Origin of the sequence: Pseudomonas sp. RA_35y_Pfl2_P32 (assembly GCF_963970735.1) — a bacterium.
Lineage (GTDB): Bacteria > Pseudomonadota > Gammaproteobacteria > Pseudomonadales > Pseudomonadaceae > Aquipseudomonas.
Genome location: NZ_CAXAQF010000015.1, coordinates 146,938 through 167,226, shown reverse-complemented (window position 1 = coordinate 167,226; position 20,289 = coordinate 146,938). Strand labels below are relative to the sequence as shown.

Annotated in this window: 21 protein-coding genes and 2 pseudogenes; 16 read left to right on the top strand and 7 right to left on the bottom strand. The window is 60.9% G+C overall.

Features of this window, described 5'->3' with window-relative positions; all coding sequences use genetic code 11:
- From AACY45_RS16990 to AACY45_RS16970, 4 genes and pseudogenes are all read right to left on the bottom strand, one after another.
- A partial coding sequence (locus tag AACY45_RS16990; protein WP_339546519.1) for a PAAR domain-containing protein occupies positions 1 to 217 on the bottom strand: 217 nt, incomplete at its 3' end.
- Between the two features lie 126 nt (positions 218 to 343).
- Positions 344 to 640 (bottom strand): annotated as a pseudogene (locus AACY45_RS16985) (N-acetylglucosamine-6-phosphate deacetylase); the annotation flags it as partial.
- Positions 641 to 1,040: 400 nt separating this feature from the next.
- A complete protein-coding gene (locus AACY45_RS16975) occupies positions 1,041 to 1,544 on the bottom strand; it encodes a L,D-transpeptidase family protein (RefSeq protein WP_339546518.1) in 504 nt (167 codons plus the stop codon).
- Positions 1,545 to 1,584: 40 nt separating this feature from the next.
- Complete coding sequence (locus tag AACY45_RS16970; RefSeq protein WP_339546517.1) at positions 1,585 to 2,136, bottom strand: NUDIX hydrolase; 552 nt, start codon at positions 2,134 to 2,136, stop codon at positions 1,585 to 1,587.
- Positions 2,137 to 2,284: 148 nt separating this feature from the next.
- Here AACY45_RS16970 and AACY45_RS16965 point away from each other — a divergent pair, with 148 nt between their 5' ends.
- From AACY45_RS16965 to purT, 5 genes are all read left to right on the top strand, one after another.
- Positions 2,285 to 2,884: a CoA pyrophosphatase gene (locus AACY45_RS16965; protein ID WP_339546516.1), complete on the top strand. Its 600-nt coding sequence runs from the start codon at positions 2,285 to 2,287 to the stop codon at positions 2,882 to 2,884.
- A gap of 49 nt (positions 2,885 to 2,933) precedes the next feature.
- Positions 2,934 to 3,458, top strand: coding sequence for a gamma carbonic anhydrase family protein (locus AACY45_RS16960; protein WP_339546515.1), 525 nt, complete (start codon positions 2,934 to 2,936; stop codon positions 3,456 to 3,458).
- Positions 3,455 to 3,670 (top strand): DUF1289 domain-containing protein, encoded by a 216-nt coding sequence (locus AACY45_RS16955; RefSeq protein ID WP_339546514.1) that lies wholly within the window; start codon positions 3,455 to 3,457, stop codon positions 3,668 to 3,670. Before AACY45_RS16960 ends, AACY45_RS16955 begins: the two co-directional genes overlap by 4 nt.
- Before the next feature lie 89 nt (positions 3,671 to 3,759).
- Positions 3,760 to 4,227, top strand: coding sequence for a preQ0 transporter (locus tag AACY45_RS16950; protein ID WP_339546513.1), 468 nt, complete (start codon positions 3,760 to 3,762; stop codon positions 4,225 to 4,227).
- 101 nt (positions 4,228 to 4,328) lie between these two features.
- Positions 4,329 to 5,510: a formate-dependent phosphoribosylglycinamide formyltransferase gene (gene purT / locus AACY45_RS16945; protein ID WP_339546512.1), complete on the top strand. Its 1,182-nt coding sequence runs from the start codon at positions 4,329 to 4,331 to the stop codon at positions 5,508 to 5,510.
- A gap of 196 nt (positions 5,511 to 5,706) precedes the next feature.
- Here the strand turns inward: purT and AACY45_RS16940 are convergent, their stop codons facing one another.
- Entirely contained in the window at positions 5,707 to 6,948 is a 1,242-nt protein-coding gene (locus AACY45_RS16940) for a transporter associated domain-containing protein (RefSeq protein WP_339546510.1), read from the bottom strand.
- A gap of 12 nt (positions 6,949 to 6,960) precedes the next feature.
- Complete coding sequence (locus AACY45_RS16935; RefSeq protein ID WP_339546509.1) at positions 6,961 to 7,773, bottom strand: cytochrome C assembly family protein; 813 nt, start codon at positions 7,771 to 7,773, stop codon at positions 6,961 to 6,963.
- 208 nt (positions 7,774 to 7,981) lie between these two features.
- Here AACY45_RS16935 and ffh point away from each other — a divergent pair, with 208 nt between their 5' ends.
- From ffh to rplS, 5 genes are all read left to right on the top strand, one after another.
- On the top strand, positions 7,982 to 9,358 hold the full coding sequence (ffh, locus tag AACY45_RS16930) for a signal recognition particle protein (protein WP_339546508.1): 1,377 nt from the start codon (positions 7,982 to 7,984) through the stop codon (positions 9,356 to 9,358).
- A gap of 249 nt (positions 9,359 to 9,607) precedes the next feature.
- A complete protein-coding gene (gene rpsP / locus AACY45_RS16925) occupies positions 9,608 to 9,859 on the top strand; it encodes a 30S ribosomal protein S16 (RefSeq protein WP_003198088.1) in 252 nt (83 codons plus the stop codon).
- Between the two features lie 5 nt (positions 9,860 to 9,864).
- On the top strand, positions 9,865 to 10,401 hold the full coding sequence (gene rimM, locus AACY45_RS16920; protein ID WP_339546507.1) for a ribosome maturation factor RimM: 537 nt from the start codon (positions 9,865 to 9,867) through the stop codon (positions 10,399 to 10,401).
- Complete coding sequence (trmD, locus tag AACY45_RS16915; RefSeq protein ID WP_174244565.1) at positions 10,383 to 11,156, top strand: tRNA (guanosine(37)-N1)-methyltransferase TrmD; 774 nt, start codon at positions 10,383 to 10,385, stop codon at positions 11,154 to 11,156. Before rimM ends, trmD begins: the two co-directional genes overlap by 19 nt.
- Before the next feature lie 45 nt (positions 11,157 to 11,201).
- Positions 11,202 to 11,552: a 50S ribosomal protein L19 gene (gene rplS / locus AACY45_RS16910; RefSeq protein ID WP_003175895.1), complete on the top strand. Its 351-nt coding sequence runs from the start codon at positions 11,202 to 11,204 to the stop codon at positions 11,550 to 11,552.
- A 73-nt stretch (positions 11,553 to 11,625) separates the two neighbouring features.
- Here rplS and AACY45_RS16905 read toward each other — a convergent pair.
- Positions 11,626 to 13,434, bottom strand: a pseudogene (locus tag AACY45_RS16905) (cation:proton antiporter).
- A 107-nt stretch (positions 13,435 to 13,541) separates the two neighbouring features.
- Between AACY45_RS16905 and xerD the strand changes: the two are divergent.
- From xerD to AACY45_RS16875, 6 genes are all read left to right on the top strand, one after another.
- Positions 13,542 to 14,438, top strand: coding sequence for a site-specific tyrosine recombinase XerD (xerD, locus tag AACY45_RS16900; RefSeq protein ID WP_339546506.1), 897 nt, complete (start codon positions 13,542 to 13,544; stop codon positions 14,436 to 14,438).
- A 163-nt stretch (positions 14,439 to 14,601) separates the two neighbouring features.
- Entirely contained in the window at positions 14,602 to 15,333 is a 732-nt protein-coding gene (locus AACY45_RS16895) for a DsbC family protein (RefSeq protein ID WP_339546505.1), read from the top strand.
- A gap of 136 nt (positions 15,334 to 15,469) precedes the next feature.
- Entirely contained in the window at positions 15,470 to 16,774 is a 1,305-nt protein-coding gene (locus AACY45_RS16890; RefSeq protein WP_166588620.1) for a homoserine dehydrogenase, read from the top strand.
- Positions 16,775 to 16,839: 65 nt separating this feature from the next.
- The gene (gene thrC, locus AACY45_RS16885) at positions 16,840 to 18,249 is read left to right on the top strand and encodes a threonine synthase (RefSeq protein WP_166588619.1); all 1,410 of its coding nucleotides are present in this window, start codon (positions 16,840 to 16,842) and stop codon (positions 18,247 to 18,249) included.
- Positions 18,250 to 18,368: 119 nt separating this feature from the next.
- Complete coding sequence (locus AACY45_RS16880) at positions 18,369 to 19,730, top strand: transporter substrate-binding domain-containing protein (protein ID WP_339546504.1); 1,362 nt, start codon at positions 18,369 to 18,371, stop codon at positions 19,728 to 19,730.
- Positions 19,731 to 19,898: 168 nt separating this feature from the next.
- Positions 19,899 to 20,186, top strand: coding sequence for a DUF3509 domain-containing protein (locus tag AACY45_RS16875; RefSeq protein WP_339546503.1), 288 nt, complete (start codon positions 19,899 to 19,901; stop codon positions 20,184 to 20,186).
- Positions 20,187 to 20,289: the final 103 nt, after the last annotated feature.

Genomic DNA, 20,289 nt, shown 5'->3' with positions numbered 1-20,289 from the left:
CGCATTGCACCGCGTGCCCGTGAGTTGCGACGGCAACGCCCTCAACGATAAAGGTCGGATTGCCTTCAGCGATAAACCCCATGCTGCTGCATTTTGGGCACCATACCGGATCGCTGATTCTCGCCGCGTTGCGGTACTCCACATTCACTGTGGTCGAACCTGCGAGCACCTTTGCGCCTGTGCTGGTCGGATCTCCTTCCCTGATAACAAAAGCCATGAGTATTCCTTGTTCTCGGAGTGAGCCCGGATGCTAACAAACGAGTTCTCGGGAAGATGTAAGGCAATTCCCAACTTCGCCCACCAACATTGTTCAACTTTATCGGCGTCACCCCGTAGCCATCTCAATCGCCTCCGTAAAGGTGGCGTGGGCCAACGCGGTACCGACTATCCCGGGCATCGCGGTGATGCAGCGGACTCATTTCGTTGTACTGGTGGGTGAAGTCGTGACGCCACCATCGAGGGCAGCCACCCCTTCTTTACAACTGCCCAGGGTGTGACCGATCTGCATGTGCACACCCCGTGCGCTGAGGGTGTGGATCAACTGGTCGTGGCCGGTGATCTGCGGCGCAATGGTGATCCCCCGGATCGGTGCGACGGCCAGCTAGGCCTCTACTTCGGCCAGCAGCGCGGTGGTGCCAAAGCGCACATGGGACCTGAAAGACTCGGGGAGTCGCTCGGAGGGCAGTGCCTGTTCGGTTTTCCAGAGACCGGTGTGAATCGCCGCTTCCAGGTTACACGCCAATTGCAGGTACAGGGGGCGTGGGTTGGGTGTCGTCTGGGCGTAGGGATTGAGAGGTGGGCGTGTCGGTTTTGTCCGATGCGGTTATGGGGTTGTTGTCGCTCGGTGGTGGGGCAAGAACCCGTATCACTTGCATGCCAGGTCAACGCTGCGGGAGGCTGCCTGGCGTGCGCAAACCGGCCTGGATTTTTGGATTTTTTGCGAAATGGCAGGAAGCGGCGCTCATGCTCACGCCGCGCCGCTGCACCCTGGGAACAAGGGCTTGCCCACGATGGCGGTGTCAGGCCCTGGCGTGATCCCTTCAGGGGCGGATTTCGATCATCGTGCCATCGGGCACCAGGCCCCAGACTTCGCGCATATCGACGTTGCGCATGGCGATGCAGCCGTCGGTCCAGTCCAGGGTGTGGAACAGCTCCTCGGGGTTTTCTTCGGTGTCCGGGGTGCCGTGGACCATGATCATGCCGCCCGGGGCCACGCCTTCGCGGCGCGAGCGGGCAGCGTCGCTGATGTTCGGGTAGGAGATGTGCATGGACAGGTTGAAGCGGTCGCTGACCTTGCGCCAGTCCAGCCAGTACAAGCCTTCGGGCGTGCGTCGGTCGCCTTCCATGAGCTTTTGGCCCTTGGGATTGCGGCCCAACGAGATGCGGTAGGTCTTGATGGGCTTGCCGTCATTGATCAGTTGCAACTGACGGGCGGATTTGAGCACCAGGACTTTTTCGACGATTTTGCCGTCCAGGGTTTCCACGCTGGAAGCCTGGGAAACGACAGCGAACGACAGGCAGAGGAACGCGAGCAACCAGCGCATTAAAACGATATCCCTGAGAGTACGGCGTACTTTTTGTTGTTTAAGTGATCGCAGGCTGAGCAAGCGGAGGAATGGATTCGCTGCGCACCGGGTAGTCCCCGCGCAGGCGGTCAGCGAAGAAGCATTCTAGGGTACGGCCCACCGTGCGGAAAGCCAGCTCTGACCAAGGGATGTCCGCTTCCTCGAAAAGCTGCACTTCCAGGCTTTCCGGGCCGGCGGCAAAGTCCAGGTCGGCCATTTCGGCGCGAAAAAATACGTGGACCTGGCTGATGTGTGGTACATCGATCAGCGTGTAGATACTCAGGTTGCGTACCCGAGCGCAGGCTTCCTCGGCGGTTTCACGCACGGCGGCCTGTTCGACGGTCTCGCCGTTCTCCATGAAACCGGCTGGCAGGGTCCAGTAACCCCGGCGCGGTTCGATGGCACGACGGCACAGCAGCACCTGGGTGCCCCAGGTTGGCAGGCAGCCGGCGACGATATTGGGGTTCTGGTAGTGAATGGTCTGACAGGTGTCGCAGACAAAACGCAGGCGCGAATCCCCTTCGGGAATACGTTGGGTGACCGGGTTACCGCACTGGCTGCAGAATTTCATGCTGGGTTTTCCGAATAGGCCGCGCCTATCTTGGCGTGCCGCGGTGTCTGTCGGCAAGTTGTCGTTTAGCGACATGCCGCAGCCCAGGGGTTGGGCGGCCTGTAGGTTTGGTGCATGATGCAAGGTAGCCAACAGATCGAGAGCACTCATGCTGGACGAGCTACTGCACCGGGTAAGTAATCACACGCCACGTACGCTGGAAACTGACCGACGTTTCCCTGAAGCCGCGGTGCTAGTGCCCATCACCCGCAGTGACGAACCGGAACTGGTTCTGACCCTGCGCGCCAGCGGGCTCTCGACCCATGGTGGTGAGGTCGCCTTTCCTGGCGGACGGCGCGACCCCGAAGACCCGGACCTGGTGTTCACCGCCCTGCGCGAAGCCGAAGAGGAAATCGGCCTGCCGCCGGGGTTGGTGGAAGTGATCGGGCCCTTGAGTCCCTTGATCTCGCTGCACGGCATCAAAGTCACACCTTATGTGGGGGTGATTCCGGACTTTGTCGAGTACCGCGCCAATGACGCGGAAATTGCCGCGGTATTCAGTGTGCCACTGGAGTTCTTCCGCACGGACCCCCGTGAACACACGCACCGCATCGATTATCAGGGCCGCAGCTGGTATGTGCCGAGCTACCGGTATGGCGAATACAAGATCTGGGGCCTGACTGCGATCATGGTTGTCGAGTTGATCAATTTGCTCTATGACGCGAAGATCAGCCTGCATCAACCTCCCAAGAACTTTATCAATACCTGACGCCATCCGGCATGAACCCGCGGCTGCCTGAGCCATGAGGATAACAACGATGAAATACCGCCTGGGCGACGCCCGTGTCGAAACCCACCCGCAGAGCTGGGTTGCACCGAACGCCGTGCTGATTGGCAAGGTCAAGCTGGAAGAGGGGGCCAGTGTCTGGTTCAACGCGGTCTTGCGCGGTGATAACGAGCTGATCCTGATTGGCAAGAACAGCAATGTGCAGGACGGCACCGTGATGCACACCGACATGGGCTACCCGCTGACCATCGGCACCGGCGTGACCATCGGCCACAACGCCATGCTCCACGGCTGCACGGTGGGCGACAACAGCCTGATCGGGATTAACGCGGTGATCCTCAATGGGGCGAAGATCGGCAAGAACTGCATCATCGGCGCCAACTCGCTGATTGGCGAAAACAAGCAGATCCCTGACGGTTCGCTGGTCATGGGCTCGCCCGGCAAAGTGGTGCGCGAGCTGACCGAGCCGCAAGTAAAGATGCTTGAAGCCTCAGCCGCACACTATGTGCATCGCTCCCAGCGATACGCCGTGGACTTGGTCGAGCAGGAACCATGACTCACCCTGAAAGACCCGTGATGTCGCCCTGCGTCAACATCTGTGCGCTGGACGAGCAGGACATCTGCACCGGTTGCCAGCGTACCGTCGGGGAAATTACCCGCTGGAGCCGGATGGACAACGACGAGCGCCGCCGGGTGCTGGGGTTGTGCCATGAGCGCGCCAAGGCCAGCGGGCTGGTGTGGATGCTGGGCAAAACGCCGGCGCCCTGAGCGACCCTTGTCTATAGCAGCATTGGGGTTTGGCGGCTTCGCGCCGCTGCAGTACCCTATGCGCCAATTTGCCAGGTAGCCCGCGCCCCATGCTCTTCCTGATCGCCTACATCAGCAGCGTCGTGCTGATCAACTACGCCTTTTCCACTGCTCCGCACCTGGACATCATCTGGTCGGCCTGGGGTGGTCTGGTGTTTGTGCTGCGCGACATGGTGCAGACTCGCTTCGGCCATGGCGCGATCATTGCCATGCTGGCGGCGCTGGTGCTGTCGTACCTGACGTCCGATCCCTCCATCGCCCTGGCCAGCGCCACCGCGTTTGCAGTGTCGGAGTGCATCGACTGGCTGGTGTTCAGCATCACCAAGCGGCCCTTGCATGACCGGTTGTGGATCAGTTCGGCGCTGAGCATTCCCCTGGATACCTTCATTTTCTTCGGCATGATCGACGCCCTGACCCCCGGCGTGCTGCTCACTGCCCTGGGCTCGAAGTTCGCCGGCGTCACGGCCGTGTGGCTGATCATGGCCTGGCGCCTGCGCAAACAGGCGATCGCCAGCTAAGGCCAAAGCCGCTGGTTCATGTAAAATGCCGCGCTTTCTCCCCATGGGAAGTGCGCGCTGCGCCATATCCCTCGATGATCCGCTCCTTTGAGGAACTTCAGATGACTCGTATCGGAACTCCATTGTCGCCAACCGCGACCCGCGTATTGCTGTGTGGCTGTGGTGAGTTGGGCAAGGAGGTGGTGATCGAGCTGCAACGCCTGGGCGTTGAAGTGATTGCCGTGGATCGTTACGCCAACGCGCCGGCGATGCAGGTGGCGCACCGCAGCCACGTGATCAACATGCTCGACGGCGCTGCACTGCGGGCCGTGATCGAAGCCGAGAAGCCGCACTTCATCGTGCCGGAAATCGAGGCCATCGCCACCGCCACCTTGGTGGAGCTGGAGGCCGAGGGTTTCACCGTGATCCCTACTGCCCGTGCTGCGCAGTTGACCATGAACCGTGAAGGCATCCGTCGTCTGGCGGCGGAAGAGCTGGACCTGCCGACGTCCCCGTACCACTTCGCCGATACCGTCGAAGACTACCGCAAGGCCGTCGAAGACCTGGGCTTCCCCTGTGTGGTCAAGCCGGTGATGAGTTCCTCGGGCAAGGGCCAGAGCCTGCTGCGCAGCGCCGATGACGTGCAGAGCGCCTGGGACTACGCGCAGGAAGGCGGGCGGGCCGGTAAAGGGCGGGTGATCGTCGAGGGTTTCATCGACTTCGACTACGAAATCACCCTGCTGACCGTGCGCCATGTGGGCGGCACCACTTTCTGTGCCCCCGTCGGTCACCGTCAGGAGAAGGGCGATTATCAGGAGTCCTGGCAGCCACAAGCCATGAGCCCGATTGCCCTGGCGGAATCCGAGCGGGTCGCCAAGGCCGTGACCGAGGCCCTGGGTGGTCGTGGTCTGTTTGGCGTCGAGCTGTTCATCAAGGGTGATCAGGTGTGGTTCAGCGAAGTCTCGCCGCGCCCCCATGACACCGGCCTGGTGACCCTGATTTCCCAGGACCTGTCGCAGTTTGCACTGCACGCCCGGGCCATTCTCGGCCTGCCGATTCCGTTGATCCGTCAGTTCGGGCCTTCGGCTTCGGCGGTGATTCTGGTGGAAGGGCAGTCGACCCAGACGGCGTTTGCCAACCTGGGGGCTGCATTGGCTGAGCCAGATACGGCATTGCGTCTGTTCGGCAAGCCAGAGGTGAACGGTCAGCGTCGCATGGGTGTGGCGCTGGCGCGGGATGAGTCGATCGAGTTGGCCCGGGCGAAAGCGACCCGCGCTTCTCAGGCTGTAATGGTAGAGCTCTAAACCGCAGCGCGGCTATCGTCGGAACGCTACCGACGATCAGCACCGGCTTGCATCCATGGCGAGCGCTGGCCGCAGAGTCGTGCAACCGGCCGCAAGACGCTGGGTGCGGGTAGCACGGTCTGCGGCGGGGCTTGGGTAAGCGCCGTGATGATAGGAAGGGGGCTAACGATTCAACAAGGGGCTGCGCCGTGCACTTTCAGCCAATGACAGGCACGGACGTGGTGTGCCAGATCAACACTTGGCTGACGCGGTTTTCCTCGGTTTCGAGGATTTCCAACCGATAACGGCCGATCTTCAGGCACACCGGGCAGTCCGGAATGGTTTCCAGCGCTTCGGTCACCAGGCCGTTGAGGGTTTTCGGGCCGTCGCTGGGCAGGTGCCAGCCCAGGCTCTTGTTCAGCTCGCGGATGGAGGCTGCGCCGTCGATCACCAGGCGCCCATCGGCTTGCGGGTGAATGTGCGGGTTGTCGAGGCTGTGCTGGCTTTCGAACTCGCCGACGATTTCTTCGAGGATGTCTTCCAGGGTCACGATGCCCTGCACTTCGCCGTATTCGTCGACCACCATGCCCAGGCGACGCTGCTGCTTGTGGAAGTTCAGCAGTTGCAGTTGCAGCGGGGTGCTTTCTGGCACGAAGTAGGGTTCGCGGCAGGCGGCCAGCAGGGCCTCTGTGGTCAGGCTGGCATCGGGCAGCAAGTGGCGGATCTGCCGGGTGTTGAGTACCGCTTCGACCTGGTTGATATCGCTGTGGAACACCGGCAGGCGCGTGCGTTTGTTGGCGCGCAGCTGTTCGATGATGTCCTGGAGCGGATCGTCGAGGTTGATTCCGTCCACTTCGCTGCGCGGCACCAGGATGTCGTTGACGGTGATGTTGTCCAGCGCATGAATGCCGGCCAGGGCGTGGGGTCGACAGGCGGCATGTTCGTGCTCGTTGTCGTTGGCCGGGGTGGGCTGTGGCTCGTCTTCGCTCTGTTGCACGACCTTGGGTTTGCGCGCCAGGGGCTTGAGCAGCAGCAGGCTGATGCCGCTGAGCAGCCAGGCGAGCGGGTAGAGGATCTTCAATGGCACGCCGAGCAAGGTATTGCCCAGCGCCAGGATGGCGTCCGGATAACGGTTGGCGAGGGTGCGGGGCAGGTAGTCGGCGAATATCAGCAAGGCGGCCGTGGCGCTCAGGCAGGCGAGCCAGGGGCCGTTGTCGGCCCAACCGAACACTGCCAGCAAGGTGCTGATGACCACCACCAGTGCCCGGCACAGGGTGTTGCAGAGAATCAGGCTGCTGAGCGGGAAGTTGAGCCTGGTCACCGGCTTGTCGCTCGCGCGTGATGCGGTGCGTTGGGCCAGCAGTTGCTGTTGCGCCGCCTCAATGGCGGTGAACAGGCCCGACCAGAGGATCAGCAGGGCCAGGACGGCGAGCAAGGGCCCGATGGGCAGGTTATCCATAACGAATGCCCGTCAGATGTGCAGGATGAATTCGCGGACCAGCTTGCTGCCGAAATAGGCCAGCATCAGCAGGCAGAAGCCGGCCAGGGTCCAGCGAATGGCCTTGTGTCCGCGCCAGCCGAGGCGGTTGCGGCCCCACAGCAGCACGCTGAAGACAATCCAGGCCAGGCACGCCAGCAGGGTCTTGTGCACCAGGTGCTGGGCAAACAGGTTCTCGACGAACAGCCAGCCGGAGATCAGCGACAACGACAGCAGGGTCCAGCCGGCCCAGAGGAAACCGAACAGCAGGCTTTCCATGGTTTGCAGCGGCGGGAAGTTCTTGATCAGCCCCGAGGGGTGCTTGTGCTTGAGCTGGTGGTCTTGCACCAGCACCAGCAGCGCCTGGAACACGGCAATGGTGAACATGCCGTAGGCCAGGATCGACAGCAGGATATGGGCAAGAATCCCGGGCTCCTCGTCGATCACCTGCACCGTGCCCGAGGGCGCGAACTGCGCCAGCAACACCGTGGCCAGTCCCAGTGGGAACAACAGCAACAGCAGGTTTTCCACCGGGATGCGCGAACACGCCAGCAGGGTCAGGGCGATCACCGCGGCGGCTATCAGGCTGGCAGCGCTGAAAAAATCCAGGCCCAGGCCAATTGGCGTCACCAGATGGGTGAACAGGCTCGCGCTGTGGGCCAGCACGGCGAGGATGCCGAGCGTGACCAGCAGGCGTTTGTTCACCTTGGCGCCGGTGGCCAGGCGTGAGCCTTGGTAGAAAGTCGCAGCGGCGTACAAGCAGGCGGCGGCGAGTGTGGTGAGCAAACTGGGTGACAAGGGGAGCATAAATCCTGTTAGGCAAGCCCGAAAGAGAATGAGTTTGGCATACAACCCTTGTCGCATGAAAGACCGCACAACCAGACGGCGGGTGTGCGCCAGACGCAGTCTTCGCTATAATCCGCGACCTGCCCACGCCGCAGGCTCGCCGAGCACATGTTTTTCACGGTCTGGGCCGCCATTACCTCGGTCTCCATAGGGCCTGAAAGGATCGCGCATGTTTGAAAACTTAACCGACCGTCTCTCGCAGACGCTGCGCCATGTCACCGGCAAGGCCAAGCTGACTGAAGACAATATCAAAGACACCCTGCGTGAAGTGCGCATGGCGTTGCTCGAAGCCGACGTCGCCCTGCCGGTGGTCAAGGACTTCGTCAATTCGGTCAAGGAGCGCGCTGTCGGCACCGAGGTGTCGCGCAGCCTGACGCCGGGCCAGGCCTTCGTGAAGATTGTCCAGGCCGAACTCGAAAGCCTGATGGGCGAGGCCAACGAAGATCTGAACCTGAGTGCCGTGCCGCCAGCCGTCATCCTGATGGCCGGTCTGCAGGGTGCCGGTAAAACCACTACCGCCGGCAAGCTGGCGCGCTTCCTTAAAGAGCGCAAGAAGAAGTCGGTGATGGTGGTGTCCGCGGACGTCTACCGTCCGGCGGCCATTAAACAGCTGGAAACCCTGGCCAACGACATTGGCGTGACGTTCTTCCCGTCCGACCTGAGCCAGAAACCGGTCGATATCGCCGAAGCCGCTATTAAAGAAGCACGCCTGAAATTCATCGACGTGGTCATCGTCGATACCGCCGGTCGTCTGCACATCGACGAAGAGATGATGGGCGAGATCAAGGCCCTGCATGCCGCGATCAAGCCGGTCGAGACCCTGTTCGTGGTCGACGCCATGACCGGCCAGGACGCCGCCAATACGGCCAAGGCCTTTGGCGATGCGCTGCCGCTGACCGGGGTGATCCTGACCAAGGTCGACGGTGATGCCCGTGGTGGTGCCGCGTTGTCGGTACGGTCCATCACTGGCAAGCCGATCAAGTTCATCGGTATGGGCGAGAAGACCGAAGCCCTCGAGCCGTTCCACCCCGAGCGTATTGCTTCGCGCATCCTCGGCATGGGCGACGTGCTCAGCCTGATCGAGCAGGCCGAACAGACCCTCGACAAGGACAAGGCCGACAAACTGGCGAAAAAGCTGAAGAAGGGCAAAGGCTTCGACCTCGAAGACTTCCGTGATCAGCTGCAACAGATGAAAAACATGGGCGGCCTCGGCGGTCTGATGGACAAGCTGCCGAACATCGGTGGTGTCAACCTGGCGCAAATGGGCAATGCCCAGGGCGCGGCAGAGAAACAGTTCAAACAGATGGAAGCCATCATCAACTCCATGACCCCGGCCGAGCGCCGCGACCCTGAGCTGATCAGCGGTTCGCGCAAGCGTCGGATCGCCATGGGTTCCGGCACCCAGGTGCAGGACATCGGACGCTTGATCAAGCAGCACAAGCAGATGCAGAAGATGATGAAGAAATTTTCCGCCAAAGGCGGCATGGCCAAAATGATGCGCGGCATGGGCGGTATGTTGCCCGGCGGCGGCATGCCGAGAATGTAAAGAATTCGCGCCGACAGTCTTGTCGGCGCGGTCCCCGCACGGACGTGGGGCCAGCAGTAGCCTGCCTTGGCGGGCGCTGACTCGCCGTTGGAGACAACGGCTCTACCGCAAATCTGGATGGCACGCCGATAGGCGCCAGAAAAAGACATTTGCAAAAGTCCGGATATTCCTTAGAATATGCGGCCTTTCGGGCACCTATGCCCGCTGTGCATTTAGATTTGCAGCACCGACTACAGGAACTATGTTCACATGCTAACAATCCGTCTTGCCCTTGGCGGCTCCAAAAAGCGCCCGTTCTACCACTTGACCGTAACCGATAGCCGCAACCCGCGCGACGGTTCGCACAAGGAACAGGTTGGTTTCTTCAACCCTGTTGCTCGTGGTCAAGAAGTCCGTCTGTCCGTGAACCAAGAGCGCGTAGCCTACTGGCTGAGCGTTGGTGCACAACCTTCTGAGCGTGTTGCTCAGTTGTTGAAGGAATCTGCTAAGGCTGCGGCCTGAGCAATATGAACGCGACGCCAGCCACTGCTGATGATTTGATCGTTATCGGCAAAATTTATTCTGTTCATGGCGTTCGCGGCGAAGTGAAGGTGTATTCCTTTACTGATCCGACTGAAAACCTCTTGCAGTACAAAACCTGGACGCTCAAGCGCGAAGGCAGCGTAAAGCAGGTTGAGCTGGTCAGCGGACGTGGGAACGACAAGTTCCTGGTCGCAAAGCTCAAGGGTCTTGATGATCGTGAAGAAGCGCGTCTTCTGGCCGGTTATGAGATCTGCGTGCCGCGCAACCTGTTCCCTGAACTGACCGACGGCGAGTACTACTGGTACCAGCTCGAAGGTCTGAAGGTTATTGACCAACTTGGGCAATTGCTCGGGAAGATCGATCACCTTCTGGAAACCGGCGCCAATGATGTAATGGTGGTCAAGCCTTGCGCTGGCAGCCTGGATGATCGCGAACGCTTGTTGCCCTATACGGAGCAATGTGTGTTGGCCGTCGACCTGGCAGCAGGCGAGATGAAGGTGGAATGGGATGCGGACTTCTAAGCGTGGCTAACTTGCGCGTAGAAGTGATCAGTTTGTTTCCCGAGATGTTCTCCGCCATCAGCGAGTACGGCATCACCAGTCGGGCGGTGAAACAGGGGCTCTTGCAGCTGACCTGTTGGAATCCGCGAGACTACACGACGGATCGACATCACACTGTGGACGATCGCCCATTTGGCGGTGGCCCGGGCATGGTGATGAAGATCAAGCCCCTGGAAGATGCTCTGGTTCAGGCCAAGGCAGCAGCCGGGGAGGCGGCGAAGGTCATATACCTGTCGCCCCAAGGCCGTCAACTGACTCAGTCGGCGGTACGCGAGTTGGCGAATGAGGAAGCATTAATCCTGATTGCCGGCCGCTATGAAGGCATTGACGAGCGATTTATTGAAGCTCATGTCGATGAAGAGTGGTCGATTGGTGACTATGTACTGTCTGGCGGCGAGCTGCCGGCGATGGTCCTGATTGACGCGGTTACGCGACTGCTGCCTGGAGCTTTAGGGCATGCGGACTCCGCCGAGGAAGATTCCTTTACGGATGGTCTGCTGGATTGCCCGCACTACACCCGACCGGAGGTGTATGCGGATCAGCGTGTTCCCGACGTGTTGCTAAGTGGCAATCACGCGCATATCCGGCGTTGGCGTTTACAGCAGTCCCTTGGTAGGACCTTTGAACGACGCGCCGATCTTCTGGAAAGCCGCTCGCTTTCTGGAGAAGAGAAGAAGCTGCTCGAGGAATACATCCGCGAGCGGGACGATAGTTAACAACGTATCGATGGTAGATCCGACGATTTACCTTAGGAGCACAGCATGACTAACAAAATCATCCTTGCACTCGAAGCAGAGCAGATGACCAAAGAGATCCCTACCTTTGCCCCGGGCGACACCATTGTCGTTCAGGTGAAAGTGAAGGAAGGCGACCGTTCGCGTCTGCAAGCGTTCGAAGGTGTTGTTATCGCCAAGCGTAACCGCGGCGTAAACAGTGCTTTCACCGTACGTAAGATCTCCAACGGTGTTGGCGTAGAGCGTACTTTCCAGACCTACAGCCCGCAAATCGACAGCATGGCTGTCAAGCGTCGCGGTGACGTACGTAAAGCCAAGCTGTACTACCTGCGTGACCTGTCGGGTAAAGCAGCTCGCATCAAGGAAAAACTGGCTTAAGTCCAGCTTCCGATGCAGAAAAAAGCAGCCTACGGGCTGCTTTTTTGTGCCTGGAATTTGCCCCCGGCGCTGGTCAGGCGCCATTGGCCTCGGGCTGGATCAGCGCCACCAGAGTCCATCCAGCCGCGGGTTTAATCGCGCTGTCGGGCGTCAGCACATAGACCCAGCCACTGGGGTCCTGGGCGAACAGCAGGGTCGCGCGATCACCGTGCAAGGCCTGATAGTCCTCCCAGGCAAAACCGTCGGTCAGGTGGGTGGTATAGAGTTCGGCGCCCTGGCTGAGCAGGCTGGCCAGCTTGGTGTAGGTCAGCACCTGGCTGCCCAGCAGTTGCCCACGGTGCTCGTGGCTGGCGCGGTGCTTGTCGGTGCGCCGGCTTTCCTGGCCGCTGGCCAGGGAGAACATGCGCTGATGCCCGAACTCATGGCGAAAGCGCATGGTTGCCAGGGTATTGAGCTCCCCCGAAGGAGAGAGCGCCAGCAGGTGGCCGAGGCCGACCAGGTCCAGGTGGGCGTCCGCGTGTTGTGAGGCCGGGTTGCCGAAGTAGGTGGGCAGCCCCGCCATGCGGGCTGCACGGATGTTTTCCCAGCTCGAGTCGGTCAGCAGAACGCGGCAGCCCAGTTGCTGCAGGGCCTTGCCCAGCGCCCGTGAAGGGCTGTTGGCACCGACGATGAGAAATCCACTGGGGGCGGGTTCGGCGACTTTCAGTAGGCGTGCCAGGGGGCGGGCAGTGGCGCTTTGCAACACCACCGTGCCGATGATCACCGCAAAGGTCAGGGGCACCAGCAGCAGCGCCCCTTGGTGACCGGCTTCATGCAAGCGGATCGCAAAGATTGCCGACACCGCGGCCGCGACAATGCCTCGTGGCGCGATCCAGGCCAGCAGGGCGCGCTCACGCCAATTGAGGTTGGAGCCCAGGGTCGAGAGCACCACGTTCAGTGGTCGGGCGATGAACTGAATCACCAGCAACAACAGCAGGACCAGCGGCCCGAGGGCGATCATCGCGTTCAGGTCCAGGCGCGCTGCCAGCAGAATGAACAGGCCGGAGATCAGCAGCACGCTGAGGTTCTCCTTGAAGTGCAGGATGTGCCGCACATCCACGCCTTTCATGTTAGCCAGCCACATGCCCATCAGGGTCACCGCCAGCAGCCCCGATTCGTGCATCACCTGGTTGGCGGCGATGAAGATTGCCAGCACGGCCGCCAGTGACGCCAGGTTGTGCAGGTATTCCGGCAGCCATTGGCGCCGGATCAGGGTGCCGAGTGCCCAGCCGCCGGCGATGCCGAACAGACTGCCGCACAAGATCACCCCAGCGAATGTCAGCAGGCTGTGCTTGATGCCGTGGCCTTCGGCGCTGGCGATGATGAAGCTGTAGACCACCACCGCGAGCAAGGCGCCGATCGGGTCAATGACGATGCTTTCCCAGCGCAGGATGTTGGCAATCGAGGCCTTGGGGCGCACCACTCGCAGCATTGGCACAATGACCGTGGGCCCGGTGACCAGGGTCAGGCTGCCAAACAGGATCGCCAGCAACCAGTCGAAACCCAGCAGCCAGTGGGTGGCCACCGCGATCACCACCCAGGTTGCCAAGGCGCCGATAGTCACCAGGCGATGCACCACGCTGCCGATCTCGCGCCATTCGGACAGGTGCAAGGTCAGGCTGCCTTCGAACAGGATCAGCGCCACGGCCAGTGACACCAGGGGCATCAGCAGCGGCCCGAACATTTCCTGCGGGTCCAGCTAGCCCAGTACCGGTCCCACCAAAATCCCGGTCAACAGCAGAAACAGAATCGCTGGTAGTTTCAGGCGCCAGGCCAGCCATTGGCAGCCTAATGCCGCCGCACCAATGCCACCGAAGGCCAAAAGAATTTGCTGCTCGTTCATTGATGCTCCCTGTTCCTTGATATAGCCGGCTATGAAAGACTAGCGGGCATCCTTACCGTTCCCTGTTTTTTTACGCGCAGCACTTGGTCTGCGTGTCTTGAGTGCCCATGCCTGCTATCGAACACCCCCTGATCGACCAGTTTCTCGACGCCTTGTGGCTGGAAAAAGGCCTCGCGGACAATACGCGCGATGCCTACCGCAGTGATCTGGCGCTGTTCAACGGCTGGCTTGAAGAGCAGGGGCTGGAGTTGCTCAACGCCGGCCGCGAGTTGATCCTCGACCACCTGGCCTGGCGCCTGGAACAGAATTACAAACCACGCTCCACCGCACGATTTCTCTCAGGTGTACGTGGGTTTTATCGTTATCTGCTGCGGGAAAAGCTGATCAGCGTGGACCCAACACTGCGGGTCGACATGCCGCAATTGGGTCGGCCGTTGCCTAAATCCTTGTCGGAAGCCGACGTCGAGGCCTTGCTGGCGGCACCGGATCTGAGTGAGGCGATCGGCCAGCGGGATCGGGCGATGCTCGAGGTGCTGTACGCCTGTGGCCTGCGGGTTACGGAGTTGATCAGCCTGACTCTGGAACAGGTCAACCTGCGCCAGGGTGTGTTGCGCGTGATGGGCAAGGGCAGCAAGGAGCGCCTGGTACCGATGGGGGAGGAGGCGATTGTCTGGGTCGAGCGGTATATGCGTGATGCCCGTGGCGAACTGCTGGGCGGGCGACCCAGTGATGTGCTGTTCCCCAGCCTGCGCGGTGAGCAGATGACCCGCCAGACGTTCTGGCATCGGATCAAGCACCAGGCCAAGGTCGCCGGCATCGGCAAGTCCCTGTCGCCCCACACCTTGCGCCACGCCTTCGCCACCCATTTGCTCAACCACGGCGCCGACCTGCGAGTGGTGCAGATGTTGCTCGGCCACAGCGACCTGTCGACCACCCAGATCTACACCCACGTGGCCCGGGCCCGCCTGCAGGACCTGCATGCCAAGCACCACCCAAGAGGCTGAATCGAAGGCCCGTGGGTAGGCGCTTCGTTGCCTCGCGTTACCGGGAGTCGGCCACAGGGACCTTATGTGATAGGCTTTGCCGGTTTGCACGATGGACGGTTATGACCCGGTGTTCCGATACGGGCGTTCTAGTCGATCCATTTGTCCGCCTTCAGGAGTTCTCATGCGTCTGACCCAGATTTTCGCCGCCGCAGCCATTGCGTTGGTCAGCACTTTCGCCGTCGCCGATGATGCGGCTGACAAAGCCATCCGCAAGAGCCTGGAAACCCTCCAGCTCGACACGCCGATCGAAACCATCAGCGCCAGCCCGCTGGCCGGTCTTTACGAAGTCAAGCTCAAGGGCAGCCGCGTGCTGTACGCCAGCGCCGACGGTCAGTACATCGTCCAGGGCTACCTGTTCCAGCTCAAGGACGGCAAGCCGGTCAACCTGACCGAGAAAACCGAGCGCCTGGGCGTTGCCAAGCTGGTCAACGGTATCCCGGTCGCTGAGACCGTGGTCTACCCAGCCATTGGCGAAACCAAGACCCACATCACCGTATTCACCGACACCACCTGCCCGTATTGCCACAAATTGCACGCTGAAGTGCCGGCCTTGAACAAAATGGGGGTCGAAGTGCGGTATGTTGCTTTCCCGCGCCAGGGCCTTGGTTCGCCGGGTGATGAGCAACTGCAGAACGTGTGGTGCTCCACCGACAAGAAAGCGGCCATGGACAAGATGGTCGATGGCAAGGAAATCAAGGCCGCCAAGTGCGCCAACCCGGTTTCCAAGCAGTTCGCCCTGGGCCAGTCGATTGGGGTGAACGGTACGCCGGCAATCGTTTTGGCTGATGGTCAGGTGATTCCGGGCTACCAGCCGGCGCCACAAGTCGCCAAACTGGCGTTGGGTGCGAAATAATCCTGTGTCGTCACGGTAAGCCTTTGACGATCATGGAGTGACGACAGCCGTCGGCGCTCCATTAATAGAGAGCCGCACAGGTTGTGGCTGTTTTTCACGGCCGACCTTGTGTCGGCCGTTTTATGGGGAGTTCAAAGTGAATCCGGTCAAAGTAGGCATCTGTGGGTTAGGTACCGTCGGTGGCGGCACCTTCAACGTACTTCAGCGCAACGCCGAGGAAATTGCTCGTCGTGCCGGGCGTGGAATCGAAGTGGCACAAATTGCCATGCGCACGCCAAAGCCTCAGTTCCAGACGACCGGCATTACGATTACCAACGATGTCTTCGAAGTGGCCACGAACCCTGAGATCGACATCGTCATAGAGCTGATGGGCGGCTATACCGTTGCCCGCGAGCTGGTACTCAAAGCGATCGAAAACGGAAAACATGTGGTCACCGCGAACAAGGCGCTGATCGCCGTTCACGGTAACGAGATTTTCGCCAAGGCACGCGAGAAAGGCGTGATCGTGGCATTCGAAGCGGCGGTAGCCGGTGGCATCCCGGTGATCAAGGCGATCCGCGAAGGCCTCTCGGCCAACCGCATTAACTGGGTCGCAGGGATCATCAACGGCACTGGCAACTTCATCCTCACCGAAATGCGCGAGAAGGGCCGTACCTTCGAAGACGTGCTCGTCGAGGCCCAGGCCCTGGGTTACGCCGAGGCCGATCCGACCTTCGACGTCGAAGGCATCGATGCCGCGCACAAACTGACCATTCTGGCCTCCATTGCGTTCGGTATCCCGCTGCAGTTCGACAAGGCCTACACCGAAGGCATCACCCAACTGACCACCGCTGACGTGAACTACGCCGAAGCGCTGGGCTATCGGATCAAGCACCTGGGTGTGGCTCGCAGCACCTCCCGCGGCATCGAGCTGCGCGTGCACCCGACCCTGATCCCGGCTGATCGCCTGCTGGCCAACGTCAACGGGGTGATGAACGCGGTCATGGTCAACGGCGATGCTGCCGGGTCGACCCTGTTCTACGGCGCCGGTGCTGGCATGGAACCGACCGCTTCGTCGGTGATCGCCGACCTGGTGGATGTGGTTCGCGCCATGACCAGCGACCCGGAAAACCGCGTCCCGCACCTGGCCTTCCAGCCGGATTCGCTGTCGGCCCACCCGATCTTGCCGATCGAAGCCTGCGAGAGCGCCTACTACCTGCGCATCCAGGCCAAGGACCATCCGGGCGTGCTGGCCCAGGTGGCGAGCATTCTGTCGGAGCGGGGCATCAACATCGAATCGATCATGCAAAAGGAAGTCGAAGAACACGACGGCCTGGTGCCCATGATCCTGCTGACGCACCGTGTGCTGGAGCAGCACATGAACGACGCCATCACGGCCCTCGAAGCGTTGCAAGGTGTGGACGGTCCGGTGGTACGGATCCGTGTCGAACATTTGAATTAATTCAGCGGCAAGCGGCTCGCTGCTCGCAGTTTGCCGCTTGAAGCCCAAACCGAAGGTTTGCCCCTATGCGTTATATCAGTACTCGCGGCCAGGCACCGGCCCTGAATTTCGAAGACGTTCTGCTGGCGGGTCTGGCCAGCGACGGCGGCCTGTATGTGCCGGAAAACCTGCCACGTTTCACCCAGGAAGAAATTGCTTCCTGGGCCGGCCTGCCGTACCACGAACTGGCCTTCCGGGTGATGCGCCCGTTTGTCGCCGGCAGCATTCCGGATGCCGATTTCAAGAAGATTCTTGAAGCCACTTATGGCGCGTTTTCCCACAGCGCAGTAGCGCCTTTGCGCCAGCTCAATGGCAACGAATGGGTGCTGGAACTGTTCCACGGCCCGACCCTGGCGTTCAAGGATTTTGCCCTGCAACTGCTCGGCCGTCTGCTCGACTACGTGCTGGAAAAGCGCGGCGAGCGTGTGGTCATCGTCGGTGCCACATCGGGTGATACCGGTTCGGCGGCGATCGAAGGCTGCAAGCACTGCGAAAACGTCGACATCTTCATCCTGCACCCGCACAACAGGGTCTCGGAAGTCCAGCGTCGGCAGATGACCACGCTGTTTGGCGACAACATCCATAACATCGCCATCGAAGGCAACTTCGATGACTGCCAGGAAATGGTCAAGGCCAGCTTCGCCGACCAGAGCTTCCTCAAGGGCACGCGCCTGGTCGCGGTCAACTCGATCAACTGGGCGCGGATCATGGCCCAGATCGTTTACTACTTCCACGCGGCCCTGCAGTTGGGTGGCCCGGCGCGTTCGGTGTCGTTCTCGGTACCGACCGGCAACTTCGGCGACATCTTCGCCGGTTACCTGGCCCGCAACATGGGGCTGCCGATCAACCAGTTGATCGTCGCCACCAACCGCAACGACATCCTGCACCGCTTCATGAGCGGCAATCAGTACGTCAAGGAAACCCTGCACGCGACCCTGTCGCCGTCGATGGACATCATGGTCTCCTCGAACTTCGAGCGCCTGCTGTTCGACCTGCACGGTCGCAACGGCGCGGCAATCGCCGGCCTGATGGACAACTTCAAGCAGGGCGGGGGGTTCAGCGTCGAACAGGAACGCTGGACCGAAGCGCGCAAGCTCTTCGACTCCCTGGCCGTTGACGATGCGCAGACCTGCGAGACCATCGCCGAGGTGTTTGCCCAGACCGGTGAGTTGCTGGATCCGCACACCGCCATTGGCGTCAAGGCCGCGCGTGAGTGCCGCCGCAGTCTGGATATCCCGATGGTGATTCTCGGCACGGCGCACCCGGTCAAGTTCCCCGAGGCCGTTGAAAAAGCCGGCGTAGGAAAAGCGCTTGAGCTACCTGCTCATCTTTCCGACTTGTTTGAGCGAGACGAGCGCTGCACCGTTCTGCCAAATGACCTGAAAGCGGTACAGGCCTTTGTCAGTCAGCATGGCAACCGTGGCAAGCCGCTCTGAGCGGCAAAAGTCTGACACATTTGAAGCCCGTCTCCTGACGGGCTTTCTTATTTCTGCATGTCACACTGCGCATCGTTTTGCCCCTCAAGGACGGGTAAGTGAATGTGAAGGACGTGGGCATGCAGCTTTTGAGACGGTTGACGCCAGCCTTGCGCTGGCTGGTTTTTTTCAGCGTGCTGATGCTGGGCCGGGAAGCCATGGCCGCGGCGCAGCAGGCCTTGGCAACGCCGAGCGGGGTGACGGTCAGGCCGCTGGTGCTGAGTCCGCAGGAGCGGGCGTGGATAGCCCGCAACCCGCAGGTGATTGTCGCCTCGGTGCAGTACCCGTTGTACTTGTTCAAGGACGAACAAGGGCAATGGACAGGCCTGAGCAACGATATCCTGCTGCGGCTCTCGCGGATGACAGGCTTGCAGTTTGTCCACCAGGAATCGTTTTCCACCGAGCACCTGCTGGGCCTGCTGGAAAGCGGGCAGGCGGACATGAGCAGCACGCTGGTGGTGAACGATGAGCGCAAGGGCTTCCTCGACTTCAGCCACGCCTTTGGTGGGTCCGGCTGGGTCTTCGTCGGGCTGGCCACGGGGGAGCCTGTGCAGTCGCTGGAGGCGCTCTCAGGCAAGGTCCTGGCACTGCCGGCCAGGCATGCCCTGGAAGCCGGTATCCGGCGTGACTATCCGCAAATCCAGTTACGCTCGGTGAAAACCTACGCCGAAGCGCGTGCCCTGGTCGAGAGCGGCGAAGCCCAGGCCACTATCGAGAACGAAAACGGCGCCTATCAGTTTCCGGCGGGGCGCCTGAGCATCGGAATGAGTGTCGACGGCCACTGGGTGACTGATCATTTGGCCGTGCGCAAGGGCCAGCCGCACCTGTTGAGCATCCTCAACAAGGCCCTCGAGGCCTTTCCTCCTGCCGAGTTGCGCGCGATCCGGGTGAAGTGGCTCAGTGGCGTAGTGCCCATGCCCCAGCCTTCACCGTGGCAGCGGTTGATTCAATGGGCGTGCTGGGGCGGCGTGCTCGCAGGCGTGTTCGGGTTGATCTCGGTGCTGTGGAATCGCCGGCTCAAGTGCCAGGTCGAGCGGCGCCTCAAGGCCGAAGAGACGCTGGACGATCAACTGGCGTTTGAGCAATGCCTGATCAATGCCATGCCCGATCCGGTGTTCGTCAGGGACCTGGAGGGGCGCTTGATCCTGTGCAACAAGAGCTATGAGGAGTACCTGTCGACACGCTTTGACCGGATCCAGGGCAAACGGCTGACCGAGGTCGATATTCTGCCGGCCGCCACGGGCCAGTTGCTGCACGCTGAATTCATCGAGCAACTGGGCAGCCGCAAAGGCCGGTTTATCGAGCGCCAACTGACGTTCAACCACGGCACCCGGGACATCTACCAGTGGACGGTGCCGTTCTATAGCGCCAAGGGCGTGCTGCGCGGTGTGCTGGGCGGCTGGACCGCGCCCCGTGGGCCGCGCCACCAGGAGCCGCGCTGAGGCATTGGCGCGGTGTTTTTATCCTGTCATCTTTTCCCGGCATGCTCTGCCAACTAGGGTGTTGCGATATGCCTTCAGTCGAGATCTAGAGCTTTCTTCTCGGGCCAGTGGTCATTTACAGTGAACGCGCCTTGGCACTTTGTTTCGGACTATTGAGTGGTGATCGAGATGGAAAGTATCAGCCTATTGTTGGGTGAAGCACTGAGCCCGTACCAGGTAACGCTGACCCCGTCGGGTGTTCATGGACAGTGCCTGGTGACCTTGAAGAATGCCGTGGGCGCGATAGTGGTCGAGCGTGAGTTCAGTCAGGCTCAACTGCGCGACAAGCGCCAGCTCACCGACGTGGTCGACGGCTTGCACCGTGATGTGCTGATTGCCGAAGGACGGCTGCAGCCCTGTGTGATCGCGGCTTTGCGCAACGCAGCGCAAGACAAGCTGGCAACACTTGGCCACTGATTGATTTTTCCGGGAACCTTCCCGGTATCCTGCGAGTCAGACCCTGTACCAACACGCTCAAGCATTGTGCTCCGGTGCTTGTCGCTTGTGGTACGGGTCCTTG

Coding starts and splice junctions, on each gene's coding strand:
- AACY45_RS16975 (WP_339546518.1), bottom strand. CDS start 1,544: ATGCGCTGGTTGCTCGCGTTCCTCTGCCTGTCGTTCGCTGTCGTTTCC.
- AACY45_RS16970 (WP_339546517.1), bottom strand. CDS start 2,136: ATGAAATTCTGCAGCCAGTGCGGTAACCCGGTCACCCAACGTATTCCC.
- AACY45_RS16965 (WP_339546516.1), top strand. CDS start 2,285: ATGCTGGACGAGCTACTGCACCGGGTAAGTAATCACACGCCACGTACG.
- AACY45_RS16960 (WP_339546515.1), top strand. CDS start 2,934: ATGAAATACCGCCTGGGCGACGCCCGTGTCGAAACCCACCCGCAGAGC.
- AACY45_RS16955 (WP_339546514.1), top strand. CDS start 3,455: ATGACTCACCCTGAAAGACCCGTGATGTCGCCCTGCGTCAACATCTGT.
- AACY45_RS16950 (WP_339546513.1), top strand. CDS start 3,760: ATGCTCTTCCTGATCGCCTACATCAGCAGCGTCGTGCTGATCAACTAC.
- purT (WP_339546512.1), top strand. CDS start 4,329: ATGACTCGTATCGGAACTCCATTGTCGCCAACCGCGACCCGCGTATTG.
- AACY45_RS16940 (WP_339546510.1), bottom strand. CDS start 6,948: ATGGATAACCTGCCCATCGGGCCCTTGCTCGCCGTCCTGGCCCTGCTG.
- AACY45_RS16935 (WP_339546509.1), bottom strand. CDS start 7,773: ATGCTCCCCTTGTCACCCAGTTTGCTCACCACACTCGCCGCCGCCTGC.
- ffh (WP_339546508.1), top strand. CDS start 7,982: ATGTTTGAAAACTTAACCGACCGTCTCTCGCAGACGCTGCGCCATGTC.
- rpsP (WP_003198088.1), top strand. CDS start 9,608: ATGCTAACAATCCGTCTTGCCCTTGGCGGCTCCAAAAAGCGCCCGTTC.
- rimM (WP_339546507.1), top strand. CDS start 9,865: ATGAACGCGACGCCAGCCACTGCTGATGATTTGATCGTTATCGGCAAA.
- trmD (WP_174244565.1), top strand. CDS start 10,383: ATGGGATGCGGACTTCTAAGCGTGGCTAACTTGCGCGTAGAAGTGATC.
- rplS (WP_003175895.1), top strand. CDS start 11,202: ATGACTAACAAAATCATCCTTGCACTCGAAGCAGAGCAGATGACCAAA.
- xerD (WP_339546506.1), top strand. CDS start 13,542: ATGCCTGCTATCGAACACCCCCTGATCGACCAGTTTCTCGACGCCTTG.
- AACY45_RS16895 (WP_339546505.1), top strand. CDS start 14,602: ATGCGTCTGACCCAGATTTTCGCCGCCGCAGCCATTGCGTTGGTCAGC.
- thrC (WP_166588619.1), top strand. CDS start 16,840: ATGCGTTATATCAGTACTCGCGGCCAGGCACCGGCCCTGAATTTCGAA.
- AACY45_RS16880 (WP_339546504.1), top strand. CDS start 18,369: ATGCAGCTTTTGAGACGGTTGACGCCAGCCTTGCGCTGGCTGGTTTTT.
- AACY45_RS16875 (WP_339546503.1), top strand. CDS start 19,899: ATGGAAAGTATCAGCCTATTGTTGGGTGAAGCACTGAGCCCGTACCAG.